Source organism: Paraburkholderia caribensis, assembly GCF_002902945.1.
Taxonomy (GTDB): Bacteria; Pseudomonadota; Gammaproteobacteria; order Burkholderiales; family Burkholderiaceae; genus Paraburkholderia; species Paraburkholderia caribensis.
In genome coordinates, this window is the sequence record NZ_CP026102.1 from 1,556,734 (window position 1) to 1,578,274 (window position 21,541).

22 protein-coding genes, 1 pseudogene and 1 riboswitch are annotated in these 21,541 nt (G+C 60.1%); of the genes and pseudogenes, 11 read left to right on the forward strand and 12 right to left on the reverse strand.

The features are described from left to right. Positions 1-14 precede the first annotated feature (14 nt). The gene (locus tag C2L66_RS23390) at positions 15-1,169 is read left to right on the forward strand and encodes an epoxide hydrolase family protein (RefSeq protein ID WP_060606410.1); all 1,155 of its coding nucleotides are present in this window, start codon (positions 15-17) and stop codon (positions 1,167-1,169) included. A 45-nt stretch (positions 1,170-1,214) separates the two neighbouring features. On the opposite strand, the gene C2L66_RS23395 is transcribed toward C2L66_RS23390, so the two are convergent. Continuing rightward, positions 1,215-1,628, reverse strand: coding sequence for a winged helix-turn-helix transcriptional regulator (locus tag C2L66_RS23395; protein ID WP_060606407.1), 414 nt, complete (start codon positions 1,626-1,628; stop codon positions 1,215-1,217). A gap of 82 nt (positions 1,629-1,710) precedes the next feature. On the opposite strand from C2L66_RS23395, the gene C2L66_RS23400 reads away from it, so the two are divergent. Both C2L66_RS23400 and C2L66_RS23405 read left to right on the forward strand, forming a co-directional pair. Continuing rightward, positions 1,711-2,028 carry a DMT family transporter gene (locus C2L66_RS23400; protein WP_035988128.1) on the forward strand — a complete coding sequence of 106 codons (318 nt, stop codon included), beginning with the start codon at positions 1,711-1,713 and terminating at the stop codon, positions 2,026-2,028. Positions 2,029-2,073: 45 nt separating this feature from the next. Further along, positions 2,074-2,171: riboswitch (ZMP/ZTP riboswitch) on the forward strand. Between the two features lie 38 nt (positions 2,172-2,209). After that, on the forward strand, positions 2,210-2,842 hold the full coding sequence (locus tag C2L66_RS23405; protein WP_060606404.1) for a LysE family translocator: 633 nt from the start codon (positions 2,210-2,212) through the stop codon (positions 2,840-2,842). Positions 2,843-3,752: 910 nt separating this feature from the next. Here the strand turns inward: C2L66_RS23405 and C2L66_RS23415 are convergent. From C2L66_RS23415 to C2L66_RS23425, 3 genes are all read right to left on the reverse strand, one after another. Beyond that, positions 3,753-4,025, reverse strand: coding sequence for a YodC family protein (locus tag C2L66_RS23415; RefSeq protein ID WP_054934996.1), 273 nt, complete (start codon positions 4,023-4,025; stop codon positions 3,753-3,755). 531 nt (positions 4,026-4,556) lie between these two features. Next, a complete protein-coding gene (locus C2L66_RS23420; RefSeq protein ID WP_060606399.1) occupies positions 4,557-6,056 on the reverse strand; it encodes an MFS transporter in 1,500 nt (499 codons plus the stop codon). Positions 6,057-6,103: 47 nt separating this feature from the next. Beyond that, a complete protein-coding gene (locus C2L66_RS23425) occupies positions 6,104-6,736 on the reverse strand; it encodes a TetR/AcrR family transcriptional regulator (RefSeq protein ID WP_060606397.1) in 633 nt (210 codons plus the stop codon). Positions 6,737-7,372: 636 nt separating this feature from the next. Between C2L66_RS23425 and C2L66_RS23430 the strand changes: the two genes are divergently transcribed. Together C2L66_RS23430 and C2L66_RS41305 are read left to right on the forward strand one after the other, a co-directional pair. Continuing rightward, positions 7,373-7,549: a LysR substrate-binding domain-containing protein gene (locus C2L66_RS23430; protein WP_231950167.1), complete on the forward strand. Its 177-nt coding sequence runs from the start codon at positions 7,373-7,375 to the stop codon at positions 7,547-7,549. 33 nt (positions 7,550-7,582) lie between these two features. Next, positions 7,583-7,866 (forward strand): annotated as a pseudogene (locus tag C2L66_RS41305) (PAS domain-containing protein); the annotation flags it as partial. Positions 7,867-7,908: 42 nt separating this feature from the next. On the opposite strand, the gene C2L66_RS23440 reads toward C2L66_RS41305, so the two are convergent. From C2L66_RS23440 to C2L66_RS23460, 5 genes are all read right to left on the reverse strand, one after another. Further along, a complete protein-coding gene (locus tag C2L66_RS23440) occupies positions 7,909-8,340 on the reverse strand; it encodes a YeeE/YedE family protein (RefSeq protein WP_060606394.1) in 432 nt (143 codons plus the stop codon). Positions 8,341-8,347: 7 nt separating this feature from the next. After that, a complete protein-coding gene (locus tag C2L66_RS23445; protein WP_060606390.1) occupies positions 8,348-8,776 on the reverse strand; it encodes a YeeE/YedE family protein in 429 nt (142 codons plus the stop codon). A 109-nt stretch (positions 8,777-8,885) separates the two neighbouring features. After that, positions 8,886-9,383 (reverse strand): TPM domain-containing protein, encoded by a 498-nt coding sequence (locus C2L66_RS23450; protein ID WP_060606387.1) that lies wholly within the window; start codon positions 9,381-9,383, stop codon positions 8,886-8,888. A 2-nt stretch (positions 9,384-9,385) separates the two neighbouring features. Further along, on the reverse strand, positions 9,386-10,237 hold the full coding sequence (locus C2L66_RS23455; protein WP_060606385.1) for a TPM domain-containing protein: 852 nt from the start codon (positions 10,235-10,237) through the stop codon (positions 9,386-9,388). After that, the gene (locus C2L66_RS23460; protein WP_060606382.1) at positions 10,234-10,875 is read right to left on the reverse strand and encodes a LemA family protein; all 642 of its coding nucleotides are present in this window, start codon (positions 10,873-10,875) and stop codon (positions 10,234-10,236) included. The genes C2L66_RS23455 and C2L66_RS23460 overlap by 4 nt, the downstream gene beginning before the upstream one ends. 383 nt (positions 10,876-11,258) lie before the next feature. On the opposite strand from C2L66_RS23460, the gene C2L66_RS23465 reads away from it, so the two are divergent. The 4 genes from C2L66_RS23465 (at position 11,259) to C2L66_RS23480 (ending at position 16,546) form a co-directional block, all read left to right on the forward strand. Next, positions 11,259-12,026 (forward strand): BON domain-containing protein, encoded by a 768-nt coding sequence (locus C2L66_RS23465; RefSeq protein ID WP_225031534.1) that lies wholly within the window; start codon positions 11,259-11,261, stop codon positions 12,024-12,026. A 174-nt stretch (positions 12,027-12,200) separates the two neighbouring features. Further along, on the forward strand, positions 12,201-15,065 hold the full coding sequence (locus C2L66_RS23470) for an AAA family ATPase (protein WP_054935000.1): 2,865 nt from the start codon (positions 12,201-12,203) through the stop codon (positions 15,063-15,065). A gap of 506 nt (positions 15,066-15,571) precedes the next feature. Beyond that, the gene (locus tag C2L66_RS23475; protein ID WP_060606376.1) at positions 15,572-16,051 is read left to right on the forward strand and encodes a lecithin retinol acyltransferase family protein; all 480 of its coding nucleotides are present in this window, start codon (positions 15,572-15,574) and stop codon (positions 16,049-16,051) included. A 228-nt stretch (positions 16,052-16,279) separates the two neighbouring features. Continuing rightward, the gene (locus tag C2L66_RS23480; RefSeq protein WP_082670447.1) at positions 16,280-16,546 is read left to right on the forward strand and encodes a hypothetical protein; all 267 of its coding nucleotides are present in this window, start codon (positions 16,280-16,282) and stop codon (positions 16,544-16,546) included. A 70-nt stretch (positions 16,547-16,616) separates the two neighbouring features. On the opposite strand, the gene C2L66_RS23485 is transcribed toward C2L66_RS23480, so the two are convergent. Beyond that, complete coding sequence (locus C2L66_RS23485) at positions 16,617-16,934, reverse strand: chaperone modulator CbpM (protein WP_054935002.1); 318 nt, start codon at positions 16,932-16,934, stop codon at positions 16,617-16,619. A 6-nt stretch (positions 16,935-16,940) separates the two neighbouring features. Then, a complete protein-coding gene (locus tag C2L66_RS23490; RefSeq protein WP_060606373.1) occupies positions 16,941-17,882 on the reverse strand; it encodes a DnaJ C-terminal domain-containing protein in 942 nt (313 codons plus the stop codon). 432 nt (positions 17,883-18,314) lie between these two features. Here C2L66_RS23490 and C2L66_RS23495 point away from each other — a divergent pair, with 432 nt between their 5' ends. Then, complete coding sequence (locus C2L66_RS23495) at positions 18,315-18,785, forward strand: CreA family protein (RefSeq protein WP_054935003.1); 471 nt, start codon at positions 18,315-18,317, stop codon at positions 18,783-18,785. Between the two features lie 195 nt (positions 18,786-18,980). On the opposite strand, the gene C2L66_RS23500 is transcribed toward C2L66_RS23495, so the two are convergent. Next, on the reverse strand, positions 18,981-19,184 hold the full coding sequence (locus tag C2L66_RS23500; protein ID WP_054935004.1) for a hypothetical protein: 204 nt from the start codon (positions 19,182-19,184) through the stop codon (positions 18,981-18,983). Positions 19,185-19,631: 447 nt separating this feature from the next. Here C2L66_RS23500 and acs point away from each other — a divergent pair, with 447 nt between their 5' ends. After that, a complete protein-coding gene (gene acs / locus C2L66_RS23505; RefSeq protein ID WP_233445035.1) occupies positions 19,632-21,530 on the forward strand; it encodes an acetate--CoA ligase in 1,899 nt (632 codons plus the stop codon). The last annotated feature ends 11 nt before the right edge of the window (positions 21,531-21,541 follow it).

Genomic DNA, 21,541 nt, shown 5'->3' on the forward strand with positions numbered 1-21,541 from the left:
ACCAGGACCACACGATGCAAATCACTCCGTTCCGGATTTCGATTCCCGACTTCGAGCTTGCCGCGCTCAAGACGCGCCTCGCGCAAACACGCTGGCCCGACACCTTCGACAGCGCGCCCTGGGCGCTCGGCACCGACATGAACTATTTGCGCGATCTCGTCGATTACTGGGCGAGCGGGTACGACTGGCGTGCGACGGAAACGCGGCTCAACCAGGAGCCGCAATTCGTCGCGCAGCTCGGCGATCTGGCCGTGCATTTCGTGCATCGGCGCGGCACGGGGCCGAAGCCCTACCCGCTCGTCATCACGCATGGCTGGCCAGGCTCGTTCATCGAGTTCGCCGAACTGTTGCCGCAGCTGTGCGACCCGGCGTCGTTCGGCGCGGACCCTGCCGACGCATTCGATGTCGTCGTTCCGTCGATGCCCGGCTATGGCTTTTCGGAACGGCCTTCGAAGCCGGGCATGTCGGTGTTCGCGATCGCCGGCCTGTGGGTGGAGCTGATGCGCGGCCTCGGCTACACGCGCTTTGGCGCGCAGGGCGGCGATCTGGGCGCGGCGGTGTCGATCGCGTTGGCGGCCGGCCATGCGCAGCATGTCGACGGCATTCATCTCAACTTCCTGCCGAGTTCATATGCGCCGGGCGTCCCGCCCGACGATCCGTCCATCACGCAGGAAGAGCGGGATTTCCTCGCATCGAGGGCCGTATTTGCCGATGCCGAAGGCGCCTACGCGCACCTGCACGCGACGAAGCCGAACACCGCGGCGTTTGCGTTGAACGATTCGCCGGCGGGACTGGCTGCGTGGATCGTCGAGAAATTCCGTGCGTGGAGCGATTGCGACGGCGACGTGGAGCGCGTGTTTTCGAAGGACCAGTTGCTGACCGATCTGTCCTTGTACTGGCACACGCAGACGATCGGCTCGTCGATGCGGCTCTACGCGGAAACGCGCGCGCGGCCATTGCGCTTCGAGCCCGGCCAGCGCGTCACGCCGCCGCTCGGCTTTGCGCGCTTTCCGAAGGAGATCAGCCGGCCGCCGCGTTCGTGGATCGAACGTGTGTTCAACGTCACGCAGTTCGCGGATATGCCGCGCGGCGGGCACTTCGCCGCGATGGAACAGCCCGCGCTGCTCGCTGAAGAGATTCGGCGTTTTTTCCGGCCGCTGCGCGGCTGAGCGTTCAATCGCGCGTCGTTATCGACGCTAGCGACGTTATCGACGTTAGCGACGCGACTGTGCAAGCGTATCGAAGCGCTCGCGCGCGGCGTCGAGCGCGCCGCCGTGCGTTTCCGCCCAGCGGTCGAGCGTGACGAGTGCGTCGCTCAACGACAGCCCGAGCGCGCTCAACCGATATTCGACATGCAAAGGTTTCGTGCCGCACACGTCGCGGATCACGAGGCCGTTGCGCTCCAGTTCGCGCAGCGTCTGCGACAGCACCTTCTGCGAAATACCGCCAATCTTGCGCAGCAGCGCGTTGTTGCGCATCGGTCCGTTTTGCAGCGCGGGCAGGATCAGCAGTGTCCATTTACTCGCGATCAGTTCAAGCGCGAGCCGCGACGAACAGGCCTCGTCGAATACGTTGCCTGGGTGCTGCGCGTCGTGCGGGACGTCGACGGAATGGTCCGGCGCGGACATTGCCATGGTTACCAGAAGGTGCGTAATGGTCAGCGGGTCACTATACCTCTACGCTGCGTCCATTCTTCAAATGGAGGTAGTGATGGCGTGGTTAATCCTGCTCGCGGCAAGCGTCGTTGAAATCCTGATGGGTCTCGCGCTCAAGTATGCGAATGGCTGGACGCGTTTCTGGCCGAGCGTCGGCGGCGTGGCGGCCGCGCTTGCGAGCGTCTTCCTGCTGACGCTCGCGATGAAGCACCTGCCCGCAGGCACCGCGTATGTCGTGTGGACGGGCATCGGGTCGATGGGCATCACGCTGCTCGGCATCGTGCTGTTCGGCGATCCCGTGTCGGCGCCGCGCATCGCGTGCATGGCGATGATCGTTGGCGCGGCGGCGGCGCTCAAGTGTATCGACGGGTAGTGCGCTTTTTGTATCTGGCATGCGACGGCAGCGCGCGAAACAATTCGCTGTTCGCGCGACTGGCGCTCAATCGAGGTGGATCACCACCGGGGAGCGCGAACCGGGATGCAGATCCCGTCACGCCGCGCGCCTGGGCCTTGCCTTGATCGTTCGATCGGTCTTCCTTCAAGGAGCTCACGCAATGCCTCAAACCTCGCATCTCGTTGCATTTGCCGTTGTCGCGCTCGGTATGGCGCTCACGCCCGGGCCCAATATGATCTATCTGATCTCGCGGTCGATCTGCCAGGGGCGCGTGGCTGGTCTGATTTCGCTTGGCGGCGTGGCGCTGGGTTTCGTGGTTTATATGTTCTGTGCCGCGTTCGGCATTACGGCGTTGCTGCTTGCTGTGCCGTTCGCGTATGACACGCTGCGGTTTGGTGGCGCGCTGTATCTGCTCTATCTCGCGTGGCAGGCTGTGAAGCCGGGCGGACGCTCGCCGTTCCAGGTGCGCGATCTGCCCGTCGATAGTCCGCGCAAGCTGTTCACGATGGGCTTTATCACGAATTTGCTGAATCCGAAGATTGCGGTGCTTTATCTTTCGCTGCTGCCGCAGTTTATTGATCCGCAGTATGGGAGTGTGCTTGGGCAATCGCTGATGTTCGGTGTGGTTCAGATCGTGCTGAGCATTTCGGTTAATTCGGCCGTCGCGATGACGGCGGGATCGATTGCTGTGTTTCTCGCGAGGAAGCCGACGTGGGTCGTGGTGCAGCGGTGGATGATGGGGACGGTGCTTGCTGGGCTCGCGGTTAGGATGGGGATGGACGCGGGGCGGTAGGTTTTGATGTTTTGGTTTTGGTTTTGGTTTTGGTTTTGGTTTTGGTTTTGGTTTTGGTTTTGGTTTTGGTTTTGGTTTTGGTTTTGGTTTTGGTTTTGGTTTTGGTTTTGGTTTTGGTTTTGGTTTTGGTTTTGGTTTTGGTTTTGGTTTTGGTTTTGATGTTGTGTTCTTGGCTGTTGCGCTGGCATCCGCCTCATGACCCCGCGCTGGCATCCGCGATCCGTTAGCGTGCTTCAAGCGTTGCCCCTGTGCGGGGCGGCACCTACTTTTCTTTGCCGCCGCAAAGAAAAGTAGGCAAAAGAAAGCGGCTCACACCGCCAGCCCTTGACCTTTGTCCACGGGCCCCCAACGTCCCCACCCTTCACACGGCAACGCCCTTGTTCGTGTGCGTTGCCAACGCGCTGAATGAGCGCCTCACCCACTTCAAACACCCGTACATGTGCCAGCGGCAGCGAATGGTATGTGCCGCCCAGGTGGCAAACTGTGTGTAGGTTGTCGCGTCGTATGGCTTGGCGCTCTTACAGGGTGGGAGGCGTGCGCTATCGGGTCCGGAGTGGTGCGCGTATGGCGCGAAAGCCGACACACAGTTTGCCACCTGGGCGGCCGTGGATTGTCTGGCGCGGCGTGCTGAAACGCGGGGATATGAAGCGGGTGAGGCGCTTATTCAGCGCGTTGGCAACGAACGTGAGTCACGTGATTGCCGTGTGAAGCGTAAGAACCTTTGGGGGCCCTCAGGCAAGTATTAGCGCTGGCGGTGTGAGCCGCTTTCTTTTGCCTACTTTTCTTTGCGGCGGCAAAGAAAAGTAGGTGCCGCCCCGCACAGGGGCAACGCGTGAAGCACGGAAACGTAGCGCGGATGCCAGCGCAAAGGCCAAACAACCAAACCGCAGAGCGACAAAGCCCCCCACGTTCAAACCGAAACCCCACCCACAAACTTATGCACCAACCCCGCCGGAATTGACCGTGGCTGCCGCCACACCTCATCCTGCCCGAAGGTTTCCTGCCGCAATTCGCCATGGTCATCGAACCACTGGCAAACGAGCCATTCTCCCGTTTTCCGGGCAATCGCCCCGGCATAAGTCACCGTCATCCGCGGCCCGCCCGCTTTGAGCGTCACCACGTCACCGACCATGATTTGCACCGTTTGCGTCGTGTCAAATGCGTCGAAAGTAGCAGTCAGCATGGATGTCCCCGTTATAAGCATTAGGCTGGCTGGAAATTCACTGCCATAAACGCACCGCCGTCCAACGAATTATTAAGAGTGGGGGAAGATTAACAATCGAATATTTCGGCAGCAAGTAATTTTTATTGGAAGCGTTTGCAGCAAAACCGAAATAGACAGGCGGATATCTCGAACGTTCGTCCTTTATTGTTTAGTCCGGCAATCGCCTGTCAGTAAAGGCGGCATGTTGTCGCGCAGCACGGTCCAACCGCAGTTTAGGCGAATGTTCAGGGTATACGTAAATAAGCCCGGCCACCCACCGTCACGATACTGACATTCTGCGCGTTATTACCGGTCTAAAAACCATGCGCCACGCTTGAACGCCGCCATCTGTGAATAAGCGCATCACTGCTGAACGAGAAACAATAGTTGCAATGCGCAATGCACCATGGCTGCAATCGTATGACGCATACGCTGAAAACGTTATCAGATGATTTTCACGCGTATTTTTGTTCCGTCAAAAAACAAAAATGCAGCCGCTCGGGATTTTCCCTAAGCGGCCTTGATCGCCCGCAAGGAAGCGCGCTGCTGATGCCGGACCAACGTCACGCTGAGCGCAATACAGATCACCATCAAAACCGCGTTGATCGCAAGGCTGCGCTGGAACGCATACGCATAGCCGGCCGCCGATGCGTTCGCCGACAATGCGCCAAAGAACGCGCCGCTAATGGCAGCCGTGCCGAACGCCGAGCCGATCTGTAGCGTCGACGTCACCACGCCCGATGCAAGCCCCGCCTTCGCCGGCTCCACTTCGCCGAGCACGATGCGCATGATGGACGGCAACACGAGCCCTTGCCCGACGCCGGCAAGAACGAGCCCGGCATAAAACGATGCACCGAGCGCCGCGTGCGTCGCAGCCCAGCCCGTCACCGCGAAACCAAGCGCCATCATCGAAAAGCCGAGCGTCAGCACATAAGCCCCGATGCGCCGCACCACCGCGGGCGACGTCAGCGGCCCGGCGACGAAGCCGAGCGCGAACGGCATGATCGCGATGCCGGATTGCAGCGGCGTCCAGTGCAAACCCGTCTGCAGATAGATGCCGTACGTGAGAAAGAACGCGCTATTGCAATAGAACAGAAAGGCGAGCACGAGCCCCGTCGAAAAGGCCGGATTGCGGAACAGCTGGAGATCGACGAGCGGGCTGCCGCCGCTGCGCTCGACGCGACGTTCAGTGGCAATGAACGCGGCAAGCGCAGGCACGGCGAGCGCGAACATCGCGAAGGTCCACCACGGCCAGCCCGCTTCGCGGCCGTGCGTCATCGGATAGATCAGCAGGATCAGCACCAGCGACAGCAGCGCGACGCCTTTCAGATCGACGCCCTCGCGCGTCGCAGACTGATTTTCCGGCACATACTTCCACGCGCCGATAAACGCCAGCACGCCGACGGGAATGTTGATCAGAAAAATGGCGCGCCAGTCGAGACCGAACGGCTGGAAGGTGATCAGCGCACCGCCGCCCAGCTGCCCGACGATCGACGCGAGTCCGAACACGAAGCCGTAAAAGCCCATCACGCGAGTCTGCTGATGCAGCGGCACGACGGCCCGCACCGTCGCGAGCACCTGCGGTGCCATCACCGAGGCAGCCATGCCCTGCACGATGCGCGCGATCACGAGCACGTGACCATTCGGTGCAAAACCGCACAGCGCAGACGCGACGACGAAGCCCGCCATCCCCGTCATGAACATGCGCCGCCTGCCGAACAGGTCGCCGAGCCGCCCGCCCGTGATCAGCAACACCGCGTACGCCGACGCGTAGGCGGACACGATCAGCTGCAATTGCGCGTCGCTGGCGTTCAGGCCCGTGTGGATCGCGGGCAGCGCCAGATTGACGATGAAATAGTCGAGCGGCGCGAGAAAGGCCCCGACGAACAGCACGGTCAACGCAAGCCCTTGCCGCTCGAAACGCTGCTGCCCTTGCACCTCGACGCGCGGCTCCGCGCTGTCGACGCCGGGCCGGGACGCGGACGGCAAACTCACGCCCGACGCTTTCATGCATCTATCATTCATGACTGAACGTTCAAAAATTCGAGAAAAAAATTTCAGGTGAGCGCGCGCATCGCGATGTCGACGACCGCTTTCAGTTCGTCTTCCTTGCGCTTGCATTTGTTGAGCACACGCAAGCCTTGCGTCATGCACAGCAGAAAATCCGCGGCCGCCTTTTCATCGAGGTCGCCGTTGAATACACCCGTGGCCTGACCGCGGATCACGGCCGCCGCGAGCAGCGTGACGACGCGCCGCTGGATTGCGCGGATCTTTGCGTGCAGCGCTTCGTCGTCGGGTTGCAGTTCGAGCGTGCTATTGGTGATGAAGCAGCCGCTCAGCGACGACGCGGTGCGCGTGTGATGCAGCAGCGCATTGCGCAGCGCGACATCGGGCGGGACATTCGCGTTCAGGCGCTCGACGAGGCCGGCAATCGCTCCTTCCGCGTAATGATCGAGCGCGGCCATCATGATGCCGTGCTTGTCGCCGAATACGCCGTACAGACTGCCGCGCAGCACGCCCGTCGCGTTGCAGAGATCGTCGACAGATGTCCCGTGAAAACCGTTGCGCCAGAACACCTTGCTCGCCTCGGTGAGCACGGCTGCCGTGTCGAATTCGCGCGGGCGGCCACGCGGACAGGTTCCCTCCGCCTTGGCGGCGCTCGCGCGCCGAGGTGTGGTGTGATCGATCATGCACGGAAGTTTATGACTGTTCGTTCAATAATTCAAGGACAAATCCTCTTGGACTGCGCCTGATGGCTGTCCCTGCACAATAGACCGTGAAAATTGAGCAATAGACTCGGAAACTTCGCTGGACGGCCGAGGGCAATCTCGCCGGTGCACTGCCAAGCCGATTGACTCGATCTCGGCCGAAGCGGACGTTGGGGTGCCGATGGCTCAGGTCGAAGTTGCAGCGGCCATTCGGTTTCGGCGCACTGCTCGCCGGACAATCGTTTTCCGTCGATCGGTCGCGTCCTCTGCGGCTGTCAATTACCCACTGGAAATTGTCGACCCGTGGCACTCTCCGATCGGGCATGGTCGCACCGACCGGCCAACTCCGTCGCCTTTGTACGCTCTCGCAGTCACGGATAGCGCAGTCACCGACGTCCACCGGGTGTTAGCGCCACGAATACAAGCTGTGAAGGTTGACGCCGCACTATCCAGCGCGCTGGAGGATGTTTCCAGGATACGCCGTTTATCTTGCATCGGTGCGCGCCTACACTCCGTTCGTCTCAGCGATATATGCCTATGTGCCGTGCAGGTCCCGGCGCGTAGTTTCGCGCATATATCACCCTTGCGGCAGGTCTGGCTGGGGTTGGCGTCATTCAGATTTTCACTTTCAAGGTACGGCCCTTCATAGAGACCGGGCAACTGGTGTCGTTCCTGCAGGGTTTGGAACCACCACCGTACCCTTACCACGTCGTTTATCCCCGCAACCGCTACCTCAGTCAACGCGTAAGGATTTTCATCGACTGGCTTGTTGGGATGTTCGGCGAACTGGGCTAACGGGAGTTGATGAAATTGCTTCGGCTATATCGTCACCCGGACGACATCGACCGCGTCAAAGCCAGGCTCGCGGCGCATCTCGAACACAAGCACGCATACGACGTTGAATATCGGGCGCGCACGTGGTCCGACGAGTTCCTGTGGGTACAGTCTCGTGGGCAGGCGTTATGGAACGGCGCCGGTGAGCCCTATCGGATGGTCGGTTGGATTACACGCTGATCGATCAGCTTGTCACTTGTGTTCGACGGATCGCCTCGGATCTGCGTCCCGCCATGCTCGACGATCTCGGCCTGATTCCGGCAATCGAATGGCGGACCGGTGACTGAACTCCCGCGCCCACGTAAAGCGATATCCAGCATTCAGGCCTGCTGCCGACTCAGCTTCGCGCGCTCGAGAATCTCGAACACGGCCATGCCGCAGACCATCGCGGCCACAAAACCCCACCCTTTCCCAAAGCCGGCGCCCAAGGCGACCAGTGCAGGCCCCGGGCAAAATCCAGCGAGCCCCCAGCCGATGCCGAACACTGCGCTTCCCACCACGAGCCTCAACGTCACGGCGGAGCTGGCTGGAATCTGCATGGGCAGACCCAGCAGCGATCTTTTGCGGCGTTGCGCAAACAGGAACGCGATTGAGCCGACGGCTATCGCCCCGGCCATCACGAATGCAAGTGACGGGTCCCATCGTCCCGCGAGATCGAGAAATCCCAGCACCTTTGCCGGATTGGCCATGCCGGACACCATCAGACCAACGCCGAACAGAAGCCCGCCAAGTAATGCCGTAAGCAAAACCATTTCACCCTCACAGCAGATGTCTGGAAACGAATACGGTCAGAAAGCCGCTCACCATGAATGTCGCCGTCGCGACAAGCGATCGGATAGACCCTCGCGAGATGCCGCAAACGCCATGGCCGCTGGTGCAACCGCTCGCGTAACGCGTGCCGATGCCAACCAGAAAGCCAGCGACGAGTATTTCGCTCCATCCGGCCTGGATATCCGGCGCGATCGGGCGACCCAGCATGGCCGCCAGCACAGGCGATCCAATCAGCCCTGCAAGAAAAGCAACACGCCAACCTGCGTCTTTCTGTGGCGCACCCAGCAGGCCACCGAGAATGCCGCTGATGCCGGCGATGCGCCCGTTGAACAAGACGAGCACGGCAGCCGCAGCGCCGATCACCAGGCCGCCAGCCAGTGACAGACCGGGCGTGAAACTCGTGAAATCAATCGACATGCCCCCTCCTTCTGATCATCAAGCCAGATCATCCGTTTCGCGGACATTACCGCGCTGCATCCTGTCAGGAGTTGCGCAACCTGCGTCAGTCCGGGTTCCCTGTCGGGTATCACAATACAGCTGGCTTGCTCGGTAACTCACTTCGCCGGTCCTGCCTGGCGGGAAAGTGCCTTTCGAGCAGTTCGCTTACCTGCTCGACACCCAGCAGCACGCCGGCTTCATACTTTCCACGCCGAAAATTCGCCTCCATGCTCTGGCAGATGGATTCCCACTCGGTGGCGAGCACGTGAGCATGCACGCCTCGATCTGCAACGATTTCGACGTCACGGTCGGCAAGCAGGAGATAGATGAGTACGCCATTGTTGTGCTCGGTGTCCCACACCCGCAGTTGTGAAAAGACGTCGATCGCCCGCTCTCTTGCAGACATGCTGGTCAACAGCGCCTCGATTGGAAGCGCTCCCTCGACCACGAATCGAACCTGCCCGATATGGGCCTGATGACTTGCCAGAACCGCTTTCTCGATTGCGCGTAGCGTGCGCGGAGGGAAGGCAACCTTTACGTTCCACCGCGTGAGGAGCAGGTGTCTCACTATCCGTTTCATTCCCATGGCTACCACCTGCCCGAGGCCCCACCGCCGCCAAAGCCGCCGCCGCCGCCGCGAAACGTCGTGCGGCTGGACGCATTACCTGGGCCGCCACCAATGGCACGCCCCCCAACGAACGCCCCCAACCCGCTCCCCAACAGGGTAAAAAACAGGGCAATCGTACCGGCGACGATTGCGATGAGAACTGCCCCCGACAACAACCATGCGACCACCGCAACAGCGCCACCCGTCGCGACTGAACCCACCAGACGCCCGAGCACCGAACGAAGCACTCCACCTGCGACCAGCGTCAGGACGAAGAGTACGGGCAGATAGCCCCTGACGCTCCCGGCGTCTCCGCGCGTCTGCGTATCTGGCGCTGGCAATGGCTCGCCGCTGATGACATTCATCATGCTGCTGACGCCGGCCGACACGCCTCCATACAGATCGCCTCGCCTGAATCTCGGGACAATCACCTCATTAATGATACGGCTGCTGGTCGCGTCGTTGAGAGCGCCTTCGAGGCCATAACCAACCTCGATGCGAAGCGTCCGGTCATCTTTTGCGACGATGAGGAGTGCGCCATCGTCGATGTTCTTGCGACCGAGTTTCCACTGCTCGACAACACGCATGGAATATTGCTCGATCGTTTCGGGCTGTGTCGTTGGCACGATAAGCACGGAAATCTGGCTTCCTTTCTTCGCTTCGAACGCCTGCAGTGTCTGCTCGAGCGAAGCCCGCTGTTCGGTCGTGAGCGTTGCTGTTTCGTCGGTGACCCGCGCAGTCAAAGCAGGGATTCCGACATCCGCACTTGCGACTGATGACCAGAATGGAATGAGCGCGAGTAGTACTGTCCGCGCTGCCTTCAGGATGTTCAATTGGTCGCCCCGCTCGCCGGCGCCGGGGCCGCTTCGAAATTAACCTGCGGAGGCCGGGAAACTGCGGCTTCGTTCGACACCGAGAAGTTGGGCTTCTCCTTAAACCCGAAGACACTCGCCGTCAGGTTGGACGGAAACGAGCGCACTGTCACGTTGTAGTCCTGCACTGCCTTGATGTAGCGGTTTCTCGCAACGGCGATCCGGTTCTCGGTTCCTTCGAGTTGCGCCTGCAGGTCGCGAAAATTTGCATCCGACTTCAATTGCGGATAGTTCTCGGACACGACCAGCAGCCTTGATAGCGAACTCGTCAACTGGGCTTGCGCCGCTTCAAATTTCGAAAATGCTTGCGGATCGTTGATCAGCTCCGGACTGGCCTGCACCGACCCCACTCCCGCGCGGGCTTCCGTCACACGCGTCAGCACATCTTTTTCCTGGCTGGCGTAGCCCTTGACGGTATTCACGAGATTGGGAACGAGGTCGGCGCGACGCTGGTACTGATTCAGTACTTCCGACCAGCTCGCTTTCACCTGTTCGTCCTGCCTCTGAATAGCGTTGTAGCCGCAGCCGGAGATTCCCAGCACAGCGATTGCCATTAACCACGTCAACATTGCGCGCATTGGAGTGTTCCTGTTTTCCATCCGGTTCCTGGTTCTTCTTCTGCCCGTCTATCGTCGTTTCCGACCTTGCGCCGCAAGTCGCCACAGCGGCAGCAGCTTCAGGCTACGTCGAGGCAGACTGCTGTATTTGACGCAGGTCAAGCTCGCTACGAACTCGCACGGCACCAGCTGTCAGAGCCGGTTTCGCCGGTAACGGCTGGACCGTACGAGGGGGCATCGTGGCCGATATCGCTGCAGGAACCAACCTCTTCCCCGTGCCGCCGCTACCAGGACGCTTAAAATCTGAGCGACCAGCTTCAATCCATAACTGTTGATGAAAATCAAATGGCCCGCCTTATTCAGTCTCAAAATCGACCAGGATTCGAGACCACGGCAAGGCACAGGACTGTCTCACGCGTTTTTCAGTGACATACACAGGGTTGCATAACTGGCTTGCCTGTCGTCACTGCGTCAGTGTCAAGGATAAGGTCTCCAAGGTACAGGAACTGGACATGACTCCGACGGCAACCTTTCGCATCTCGCCTCGAGATTTCGAACTAGCCAATTCGATAGTTGACGTCATTCGGCGCGATCCCTCGTTATGCACGGAACCCGTATGTGTCGACGTGCGCGATGGAAATGTGACCTTGCGGGGTACGGTGTCGCGCTACGCGGCGATGATCGCCACGTGCGCTGCGGCCGAAGCCGTACCAGGCGTCTGCGGTGTGACATCAGACCTGACCGTTCAGATACCTGGGCCGTTGCGCCGTACCGACGACGAAATACGCGACGCCGCGCTCGCCGCCCTCAAGTGGAAAGCATGCCTGCCGCCGGGCTCGGTGAATGTGTGCGTGCGCGACGGAAGCGTCACGCTGCTGGGACAGGTTGACTGGTCGTACCAGAAGCGGTTAGCCGAACAGGTCCTCGAACCGCTCGATGGCCTGACTTCGATATGCAACAAGCTTTGTGTCAGTGACCGCCAGGTTGAGATGGAAGTCCTACGGAGAATCCGCACGGCGCTGCAGGTTGCCGCGCAGGCGCAAGCAGACGCAATCGAAGTCGAAGTGCGGGACGGAACCGTCTATTTGCGCGGGAGGCTGCCGTGCATCAGCGGGCGTGCTGTAGCGTGCTCTGCCGCACGAGGTCACCCGGAAGTGCGCAGGCTGTGCGATGAATTGCATGTGACGACGTGATCGTTGCGATTCGAAGCGATATCACGCCTGGGGTATCTCAACCGCGGCGTTCCCCTTTCTTGATCGATCTCAAATCATGCGGCAAATCGCGGCCCAGAATCGTCCTATCGATCTGCGCCAGGTGTGGTGCAGCTTCCGGCCAGACAGCCAAAGGACACTTCAAGGAGACAGACTATGGCGCAACACATGTGCGATCTCTGCGGCGCCCGGCCCGCGTCCGTGCGCGTCGCGGTTGTACAGAACGGACAACGCAGACAGCTGGACGTTTGCGACTATCACTACGCGCAACTCACACGCCATCAGCGTCAGGTGTCGCCGCTCGAGTCACTGTTCCGTGGCGGCCTGTTCGACGACTTCTTCGGCGATCGACCTTCGCCGCGGCAACCAGCCAGGGGTGCTCTGCCGGCCAGTTCCGCAGTCGAACGGGATGGCGTGAACCTGCAGCAACACTTCAGCGACCAGGCACGGGAAATCCTGCAGCGCGCTGCAGAACGCGCAGTGCAGTTCGGCAGGCATGAAGTGGACACGGAGCATCTCTTATACGAACTCGTCGACAGCGACGCCGTGCAACGCATTCTCAACGGCCTGAAGATTTCCGGCGCGGATCTCCAGGCGTACATCGACCAGCATGCGCTAAAGGAAGAAGCAGCGACGAGGCGAACCGATGGCGAGATCGCTGTCTCGCCGCGATTGAAGAGCGCGCTTGAGCGCGCGTTCATGGCGTCGCGCGAATTTGGTCACAGCTATGTCGGGCCGGAGCACATGCTGGCCGGACTCGCCGAAGTGACCGACAGCTTTGCTGGTGATCTACTGATGAAATACGGGCTCACGCCTCAGGTGCTGCGCCAGCAGGCGATCAAGTTTGCCGGTACGGACGAAGCCGGTCCCCAGCCCGCGAGCGACACACCGCAGTTGGACAAATACAGCCGCGACATCACACGTCTCGCACGCGAAGGCAAGCTCGATCCGGTGATTGGTCGCTCGAAGGAAACCGAAACGCTGGCGGAAGTACTGGCGCGGCGCAAGAAGAATAACCCGGTGCTGATCGGCGAACCGGGTGTCGGCAAGACCGCGATCGTCGAGGGACTTGCGCAGCGAATGATCAGCGGCGATGTACCGGAGACGCTGCGTGAAAAACGGCTTGTCGAACTGAATGTGAACTCGCTGGTTGCGGGCTCGAAGTATCGCGGCGAGTTTGAAGAGCGCGTCAAGCAGGTGATGGACGAAATCGCCGCGCACAAAGACAGACTCGTATTGTTCGTGGATGAGGTGCATACGATCGTAGGTGCCGGACAAGCCGGTGGCGAAGGCGGTCTCGACATCGCCAATGTGTTCAAGCCTCCGATGGCGCGGGGCGAGCTGAATCTGATCGGCGCGACCACCCTCGCCGAGTACCAGAAATACATAGAGAAGGACGCCGCGCTCGAGCGTCGCTTCCAGCCGGTGCTGGTGAGCGAGCCAACCGTCGAGCAGACCATCAGCATCCTGAGGGGTCTGCGGGACCGCCTCGAGGCACATCACAAGGTCGCGATACTCGATGACGCCTTCGTTTCGGCAGCCGAGCTATCGGACCGCTACATCACGGGCCGCTTTCTCCCAGACAAGGCGGTCGATCTGATCGACCAGGCAGCCGCGCGCGTGCATCTGTCGTCGACCTCGCGCCCCGCCGAGATCCTCGAACTGGAGTCTGAAATCGCACAGATCCGGCGCGAACAGGATTACGCGGCATCGCGCAAGCAGTTTGAGCGCGCCAAAGAACTCGCCGAACAGCTTGCCACGAAGGAAACCCAGCTGGCAGACGCTACCGCGATCTGGAAGCGCCGCGTCAGTTCGAGCAGCGCCGAAGTCAGTACCACGCAGGTGGCCGAGATCGTCGCCAGGATGACGGGCATTCCCGTCGCCGACCTGACCCAGGAGGAAAAGGACAAGCTCCTGAAACTCGAAGCCCGGCTGCATGAGCGCGTCATCGGCCAGGAAGAGGCGATCACCGCGGTTAGCGATGCGGTTCGGCGCAGCCGCGCAGGCCTCCAGGCGGGTCACCGTCCGGTGGCGGTGTTCCTGTTCCTCGGTCCGACCGGCGTAGGCAAGACCGAGCTGGCAAAGGCACTCGCCGAGGTCATCTTCGGCGATGAAGACGCCATCGTGCGCGTCGACATGAGCGAATACATGGAGCGGCACGCGGTCGCGAGGTTGATCGGCGCGCCCCCGGGCTACATAGGTTACGAAGAAGGCGGCCAGTTGACCGAACGGGTGCGGCGCCGCCCGCACAGTGTGATCCTGCTCGACGAGGTCGAGAAAGCGCATCCGGACGTCTATAACGTCCTGCTACAGGTGTTTGATGACGGCCGCCTGACCGACGGCAAAGGTCGCGTAATCGACTTCGCCAATACGCTGATCATCGCGACCAGCAATCTGGCCTCCGATGTGATCATGGGCACCAGGCGCAGCGGGCCAGGCTTTTTGCCAGGTGATGGCAATGGCGCTAGCAAAAGGAGCAAAGGCCGCAGGAGCGACGCGGGCGACACGATGCGCGACGGCGTGATGACCGTGCTGCGTTCGCACTTCCGGCCTGAATTCCTGAACCGGATCGACGAGATCATCATCTTCGAATCGCTTACGGAAGCCCAGATTCGCTTGATCGTCCGGCTGCAGCTTGAACACGTCGCTCGTATGGCAAAGAGCCAGGATATCGACCTGGTGTTCGACGACAGTATCGTCGAGCAGCTGGTGCTCGAAGGCTATCGGCCCGAGTATGGCGCACGGGAACTGAAGCGACGCATCCGTCAGGTTATCGAGAATCCGCTGGCGAAAGAAATGCTCGACGGCCGCATTAAGGAAGGCAGCAGGATTTCCTGCCGCTTCGACGCAGAGCAGGACTCGGCAGCGTTCGAGCTCGTTGCGCAACCTGGCGGCAGGCACGAGAAGGCCAGGATCCCCGCCAGTTCCGAAGAATCCGGGGACAGCGAGGCCGGCAAGAAACGCAAGCCCCCAGTGCGTAAGCGCAGCCCCCGCACCGGCCCGCGCGATATGACGCCGTGATCCGACAGTGCATGGACAAGCCTGCGCTGCACGATGGTTGTGCGGCGCGGACTTGCCACGCCGCTATTCGAGTTACACGGGAAGCGGCGTCAAGAACGCACCGGCGCTGCCGTGAAGCGGCGAGGCTGTCGACTACGAAGTCCACCTGTCGGTGTCGCCGCATTCAGGTCGTGTATCTACCAACCAGGTATCAACGCACCGACCTGTCTTGAAGGCAGGTGGGTCATCGTACCGTTCGAATTTTGGCGCACCCATCAATGACGGGGCGCGAGACCTCGACTCCCCTCCAGGCTCAGAGCATCCCTCTCCCGGTATCGGACAGTTCTGATATCGCTTCCAGATATCGGATGGCAAGTCCAGCCGTGGCCGATTGTTGCCGAATGCGCCGTTACCAATACTAAAGGCACGTCATCAAGCTGAGTTTCAGTCCAGCTGTAGCCTGTGTTCTTGTGTGGACGGCATGGCCAGGCACCAGCAGGAACCAGCTCATTGCGCAGGAGCCAGCCATGAACCATCGTGATCATGTGCAGGACGCAAACAACGCGTTCCAGCCCGACCTGCCGCGCGGGGTACATCTGGCCACGCGGCGTCCGGGTTATGTCCACCATGGCATCTATATCGGAGACGGAAAGGTTATCCACTACGCGGGCTTTTCCCGGCGCCTGTGCCGGGGCCCCGTTGAAATCGTCTCGATCGACCAGTTTGCGGCGGGTTTCGGTTTTGAGGTGATCTCCCATCCCTTTGCGAAATATGCGGGCCTTGCCGCCGTGCACCGTGCAGTGTCACGCCTCGGCGAACGCAACTATCGGCTTCTGACCAACAATTGCGAACACTTCTGTCTATGGTGTCTGTTCGGGCATGGCAAAAGCGAACAGGTCCGGGCATGCATCCGCAACCCGGCACACGGAGTGGTCGTGCTCGCGACGCTGGTCGTATTTGCGCTGGGCAGGCAATGGGAGGTTGCTGCGTCCGTCTCCCTCAACTGAATCGCGGGTCAGGAAAAAAAGCGGGCCCCGATCAACGTGCGCGCCTCATCAGCCGGTCACGAAAAGCAGTTGAAGATCGTCCGGCAAAATGGCCTCTCCGAAGCCGCGTCGCCAGTCGTTATCCAGCTTCAGGGCGCATTGACACCGATCAAGTCAATACAGTCCGCCGCAATGCAACATGTCGGCAAGAACTGACTCGCACCAATTTGTAAGGGAGCACGGTCGAGAATGAGCCTGTACGGTGAACTTGAGCGCGAGCTTGCACATATCAGAACAGCTATTGCACTGCTTGAACAGACACGCGGATATTTTTCCTCGCAGACGCCCGTTGGCGATCCGGCTTATTGGGCCGAAAGGTTAAGGACAGCCGTGAGCGGTTACGTAAGCGATCGCGCAATCGAAAAGCAGGCGGAAGAGCTTCTCGCCCGCCTGAACACGCTCAAAAACATGCGCCCCAAAGGTAGATGTTGCGGGCGAGGAAATCCGAACGCGTAGGAAATCCAGATTCTGCCGACCGATTTGAGCGTCAGGATTGTCGACCCGTCGTCCAATGGGTAGGGTTCGTTCAGTTGCCGGGCGAGCGCCGCGAACCTGTCTTTAGAGCGTCGATTTCGTCGAGCAGATCCAGGGCGAGCGCAATACCCGGCGCGTTGATCTGAAAATCGCGAGCCAGCCGAAAGGCAGTGCGCGCGCGACGCAGCGAAGCCCCACTAAAACGCCATTCCTGCGGTCCCGCTCCCTTCGGATCAAACACGCCTTCGGCAACCCAAAGGGTTATTTCCTCTGCCGATGCACCACTTGTCCGACTCAGTTCGACGAGAGTGAACTCAACGCCTTCATCGACGATCTGGCCCGCCAGCCAGGTTGGCTCGAATTCTTTCATAGTGAACTACCCATAAAGCCGCGCACGCGGGTCGAAGTTAAACGCCTGCCGCATGGCGTTGTAAGCAGCTTTGGCTGGCTCGCTGTCGGCTGGCGGCAATACGATGTTCAAGATCACGTACAGGTCACCGGGCGGATTCCCCGGAATTCCCTTGCCCTTCAGCCGCAAGCGTCTGCCGCCCGCCGAGCCCATTGGCACCGTCATTTCAACCAGTCCGTCGGGCGTCGGCACCTTGACATGTGCGCCAAGCGCCGCCTCCCAAGGTGCCACCGGCAAATCGAGCAAGACATCGCCTCCATTTACACGAAAGCGCGGATGCGCTCGAAACGCAATTTCCAGATAGAGATCCCCCGCCGGTCCGGCTCCCACTCCGGCTCCTCCCTGGCCCGCCAGTCTCAGGTGCTGGCCTGCTCGCATGCCCTTTGGAATGGAAACGTTCAGCGTACGCAACTGCAGCGAAACATGCCCTTGATCGTCGATGACAGGCAATTGCAGCGAAATCGTGCGCTGTGCTCCCCGATAGGTATCCTCGATATCGATCAACACTTTGGCATGGTGGTCCTGCCCCGTCGCCCGGGACGGCCCCTGCCGTGTCTGCGCCGCTCGGGTGCTGCCAAACATGGCTTCAAAAAAATCCTTGAGGTCGGCATGCGCGCCAGCTTCGTCACCCGCGCCACTGAACTCGAACCCTTCATCCCAATTCGGTGGAGGCTGGAAATCCTCGCCACTGTGCCATTGGGTTCCCAGTCGATCGTATGCTGCACGCTTCTCCGGATCCTTGAGCACCTCATAGGCCTCGCCCAATTCCTTGAAGCGTTCCTCCGCGTCGCTGTGCCCGCTGACGTCCGGATGATATTTGCGCGCGAGCTTGCGGTATGCGCGCTTGATCTCTTCCTGAGTCACGGTACGCTCCACACCCAGGATCGCGTAATAGTCCTTGTATTTCATTTCGGGGCACACCCATAAGGGATGGAGATGGCAGCACGCCTGATTCGCGCCAGGCATTTGCGATGCATTAACTGTACCGCAGCATGAGCAGAACTGGCGCCCTGGACAAGGCGATTGCTTTGCACCATGCCTGCCGCGCAGCAGCGCTCACCCGGCAATATTGCTGCAGTTTTCCCGTGGGCGCATTCAAGCCGCTTCACCGGGGCGTCCACCGCGCGGGAATGTGCCACCGCGCCGATATCGACGTAGTAAAGGGGGTTTCCAGGAAGGCAAGCAGTCTGGTAATAAGTGCGGCGTTGTCCGGCATGCCCGAGAGTAAGTGCATCTCAGGATCGGCTCCCGTTGACTTCGGTCAATGACGGTTGCATGTGTGCTCGTAATCTGGCTCAAACAACTACACAACCAGCCAGGCGATTTCGTAGGAGACACGCCATGACACGTCACTTTTCGATTTCCTGGATTCTGGCAGCACTGTTGCCGTGCGCGGCGTTTCCAGTTCATGGCGAGGATTTAGCGAGAATCGCGACTCACTCCCATCGCTATGGCGGGCAGATCAGGGTATCCGCCTACGACGACCCGCTCTTGAAAGGCGTGACCTGCTACGTTTCCAGATCTCATGATGAAAATGGTTTTGGCGGTAGCGCTGCGCCTACGCCTGACGTTGAAGTTTCCTGTCATCAGGTGGGCAAGTTGGAGACGCCGAACAAGATCCCTCACCAAGCCCAGGTTTTCGACGCTACGGTCGACCCGATTTTTGGTCTCCTGCATATATTCCGGATTCTGGACCCGAACCGACTGACGGTCCTGTATTTCAGTTACACGGAAAACGAATTGGCGGGGGATCTGCCGGGTCACGTCGACGTGATCCGGTTACCAGTACGTAGAAGACCGACCGAAGAATAAAGACGCAGGAATTCACGGCACCAATCCATCAGCATCGGCCGGGGCCATACGGCTCCACTCGACGAGTCGCACGGTCGGACTTCGTCCGCCTTCGAGCAATCGGAAAAAGAACTAGATGATCCAGGCAGGCGTGGTTCAACTCGCGTTCACGAGCGCGGCGTGCGCATTACGCTAAGTGCCCCGCGTCGTTAGCCCCTAGAGCGAGGTGCACGCGTTGAACTCTGAAAGCAGACACGTCGAGGTATAGGCGTCGGCGAATATTTCCGACTCGGTCTCCGCGTGTGTCATGAAATCAAGTTTGTTCAGGTGGATCACGACAGCAAACAGCACGATCGCAATGAAGACATGCGTGACAAATGCGGCCTTCTCAAGCATTTTGATGTCGACTCTAATCTGCATAAACTCACTCCGCGTGTGAAGTGTGAATCGCGGCGTAACGATGCTGGATCACGGCTTTGATCGCGGCACGTCCTTCGCGGCCTGGGTCTCAGCATAGTGATGAAACCGTCGACACAACTGATCTGGATCAACGCAAAATCGGGCGGCATCGCGCCCGACCCGGACTGGGGCCAACTCCCAAATCCTGTTGCTTGATCTGAATCAACCGCTCCCCTCTGCCACAAATCACACTGGTGGGGACGCCCGAAATCGCCCCCGCTCCGCACAGATAAAAGACAATCAAACCGTACGGCATGATCAATTGCCCCACGCGGCATGGATTGGGACGCGCGCCTGGCTGTTCTTTCCATACATCCACGTGAGGAGATTATGTCCACGACCCATGCGAGCACATACCGGCCTGACCCCGCAGATCTGCCGCTTCTGAGGGGCACGGCTATCGACGGCATGCCCGCCTATGAAGCGCTCGTCAACGAAGCGCAAACCGACCGCCTCGGATTCTGGGCACGGCTCGCACGCGAGCACCTGACCTGGCGGCGTCCCTTTACCCGGGTGCTGGATGAATCGAATGCGCCGTTTTTCAAATGGTTCGACGACGGCGTGCTGAACGCGTCGTACAACTGTCTGGATCGTCATCTGGACAACGGCAATGCGAACAAGACTGCAATTATTTTCGAAGCAGACGACGGTACCGTTACGACAATCACGTATCTGGAATTGCATGCACGTGTCTGCAGGTTCGCCAACGGTTTGCGCGAGCGCGGAATCGGTCTGGGCGACCGGGTGATGATCTATCTTCCGATGTCCATTGAAGGTGTCGTCGCGATGCAGGCCTGCGCCCGTATCGGCGCGCCACATTCGGTCGTATTCGGCGGCTTCTCGGCAAAATCGCTGCACGAGAGGATGGTCGATGTGGGCGCGGTTGCCGTCATTACAGCCGATGAACAGATGCGCGGTGGTAAAAGCCTGCCATTGAAGTCAATTGTTGACGAAGCGCTCGCTATGGGCGGCACAGACGACGTCCATACCGTAGTCGTATATCGCCGTACAGGCGGGTCCATCTTATGGGACGAGACACGCGACTGCTGGCTTCACGAGATCGAAGAGGCGCAGCCGGACACCTGCGAACCCGAATGGGTGGGGGCCGAGCATCCCCTGTTCGTGCTGTATACGTCCGGCTCGACGGGCACACCTAAGGGTGTGCAGCACAGTACGGCGGGCTACCTGTTGTGGACGTCGGTGACGATGAACTGGACATTTGATATCCAGCCGCACGACGTGTTCTGGTGCACAGCGGATATCGGCTGGATAACCGGCCATAGTTACATCTGCTACGGCCCGACAGCCGTCGGCGCGACGCAGGTTATCTTCGAGGGCGTACCAACATGGCCGAATGCCGGACGCTTCTGGGACATGATCGCGCGACATAAGGTCAGCATCTTCTACACAGCGCCAACTGCTATCCGCTCGCTGATCAAGGCATCGGAATCGGATGGAAGCGTGCATCCCCGGAGCTTCGACCTGTCCTCGCTGCGCCTGCTCGGCACAGTCGGCGAGCCGATCAATCCGAGCGCATGGCAATGGTACGCGCAAGAAGTAGGCGGCGGACGGTGCCCTGTGCTCGATACGTTCTGGCAAACCGAAACGGGTGGTCACATGATCGCGCCGTTGCCTGGTGTAACGCGGCTGGTGCCGGGTTCGTGTACGTTGCCGCTGCCGGGTATCGACGCTGCCATCGTCGACGAAACGGGCGTCGAACTGCCCAATGGACAAGGCGGACTGCTCGTCATCAAGCAGCCGTGGCCGTCGATGCTGCGTACCATATGGGGCAATCCGGAGCGGTTTCGCCACGGCTACTATCCATCGGAACTGGGCGGCAACCTTTATCTGGCCGGTGACGGCGCGATCCGCGACCCCGAGACAGGCTATTTCACCATCACCGGTCGAATCGACGACGTGCTGAACGTCTCCGGCCACCGCATGGGTACGATGGAAATCGAATCAGCGCTGACTGCGAACCCGCTTGTTGCCGAAGCAGCTGTCGTCGGCCGGCCGGACGAGACAAGTGGTGAAGCTATTGTCGCGTTTGTCGTGCTGAAAGGCCCACGTCCTGCTGACGGCGACGCAAAGCAGATTGCAGATCAACTTCGCGCGTGGGTCGGTAAAGAGATCGGCGCGATTGCCAAGCCCAAGGAGATCCGCTTCGGCGACAGCATGCCAAAGACGCGTTCCGGGAAGGTAGTCCGTCGGCTGTTGCGCTCCGTTGCAAAAGGCGAAGCGATTTCGCAGGACGTGTCTACCGTGGAGAATCCGGCCGTGTTGCATCAGTTCAGTCAACACACGTAAGCACGCGCTAT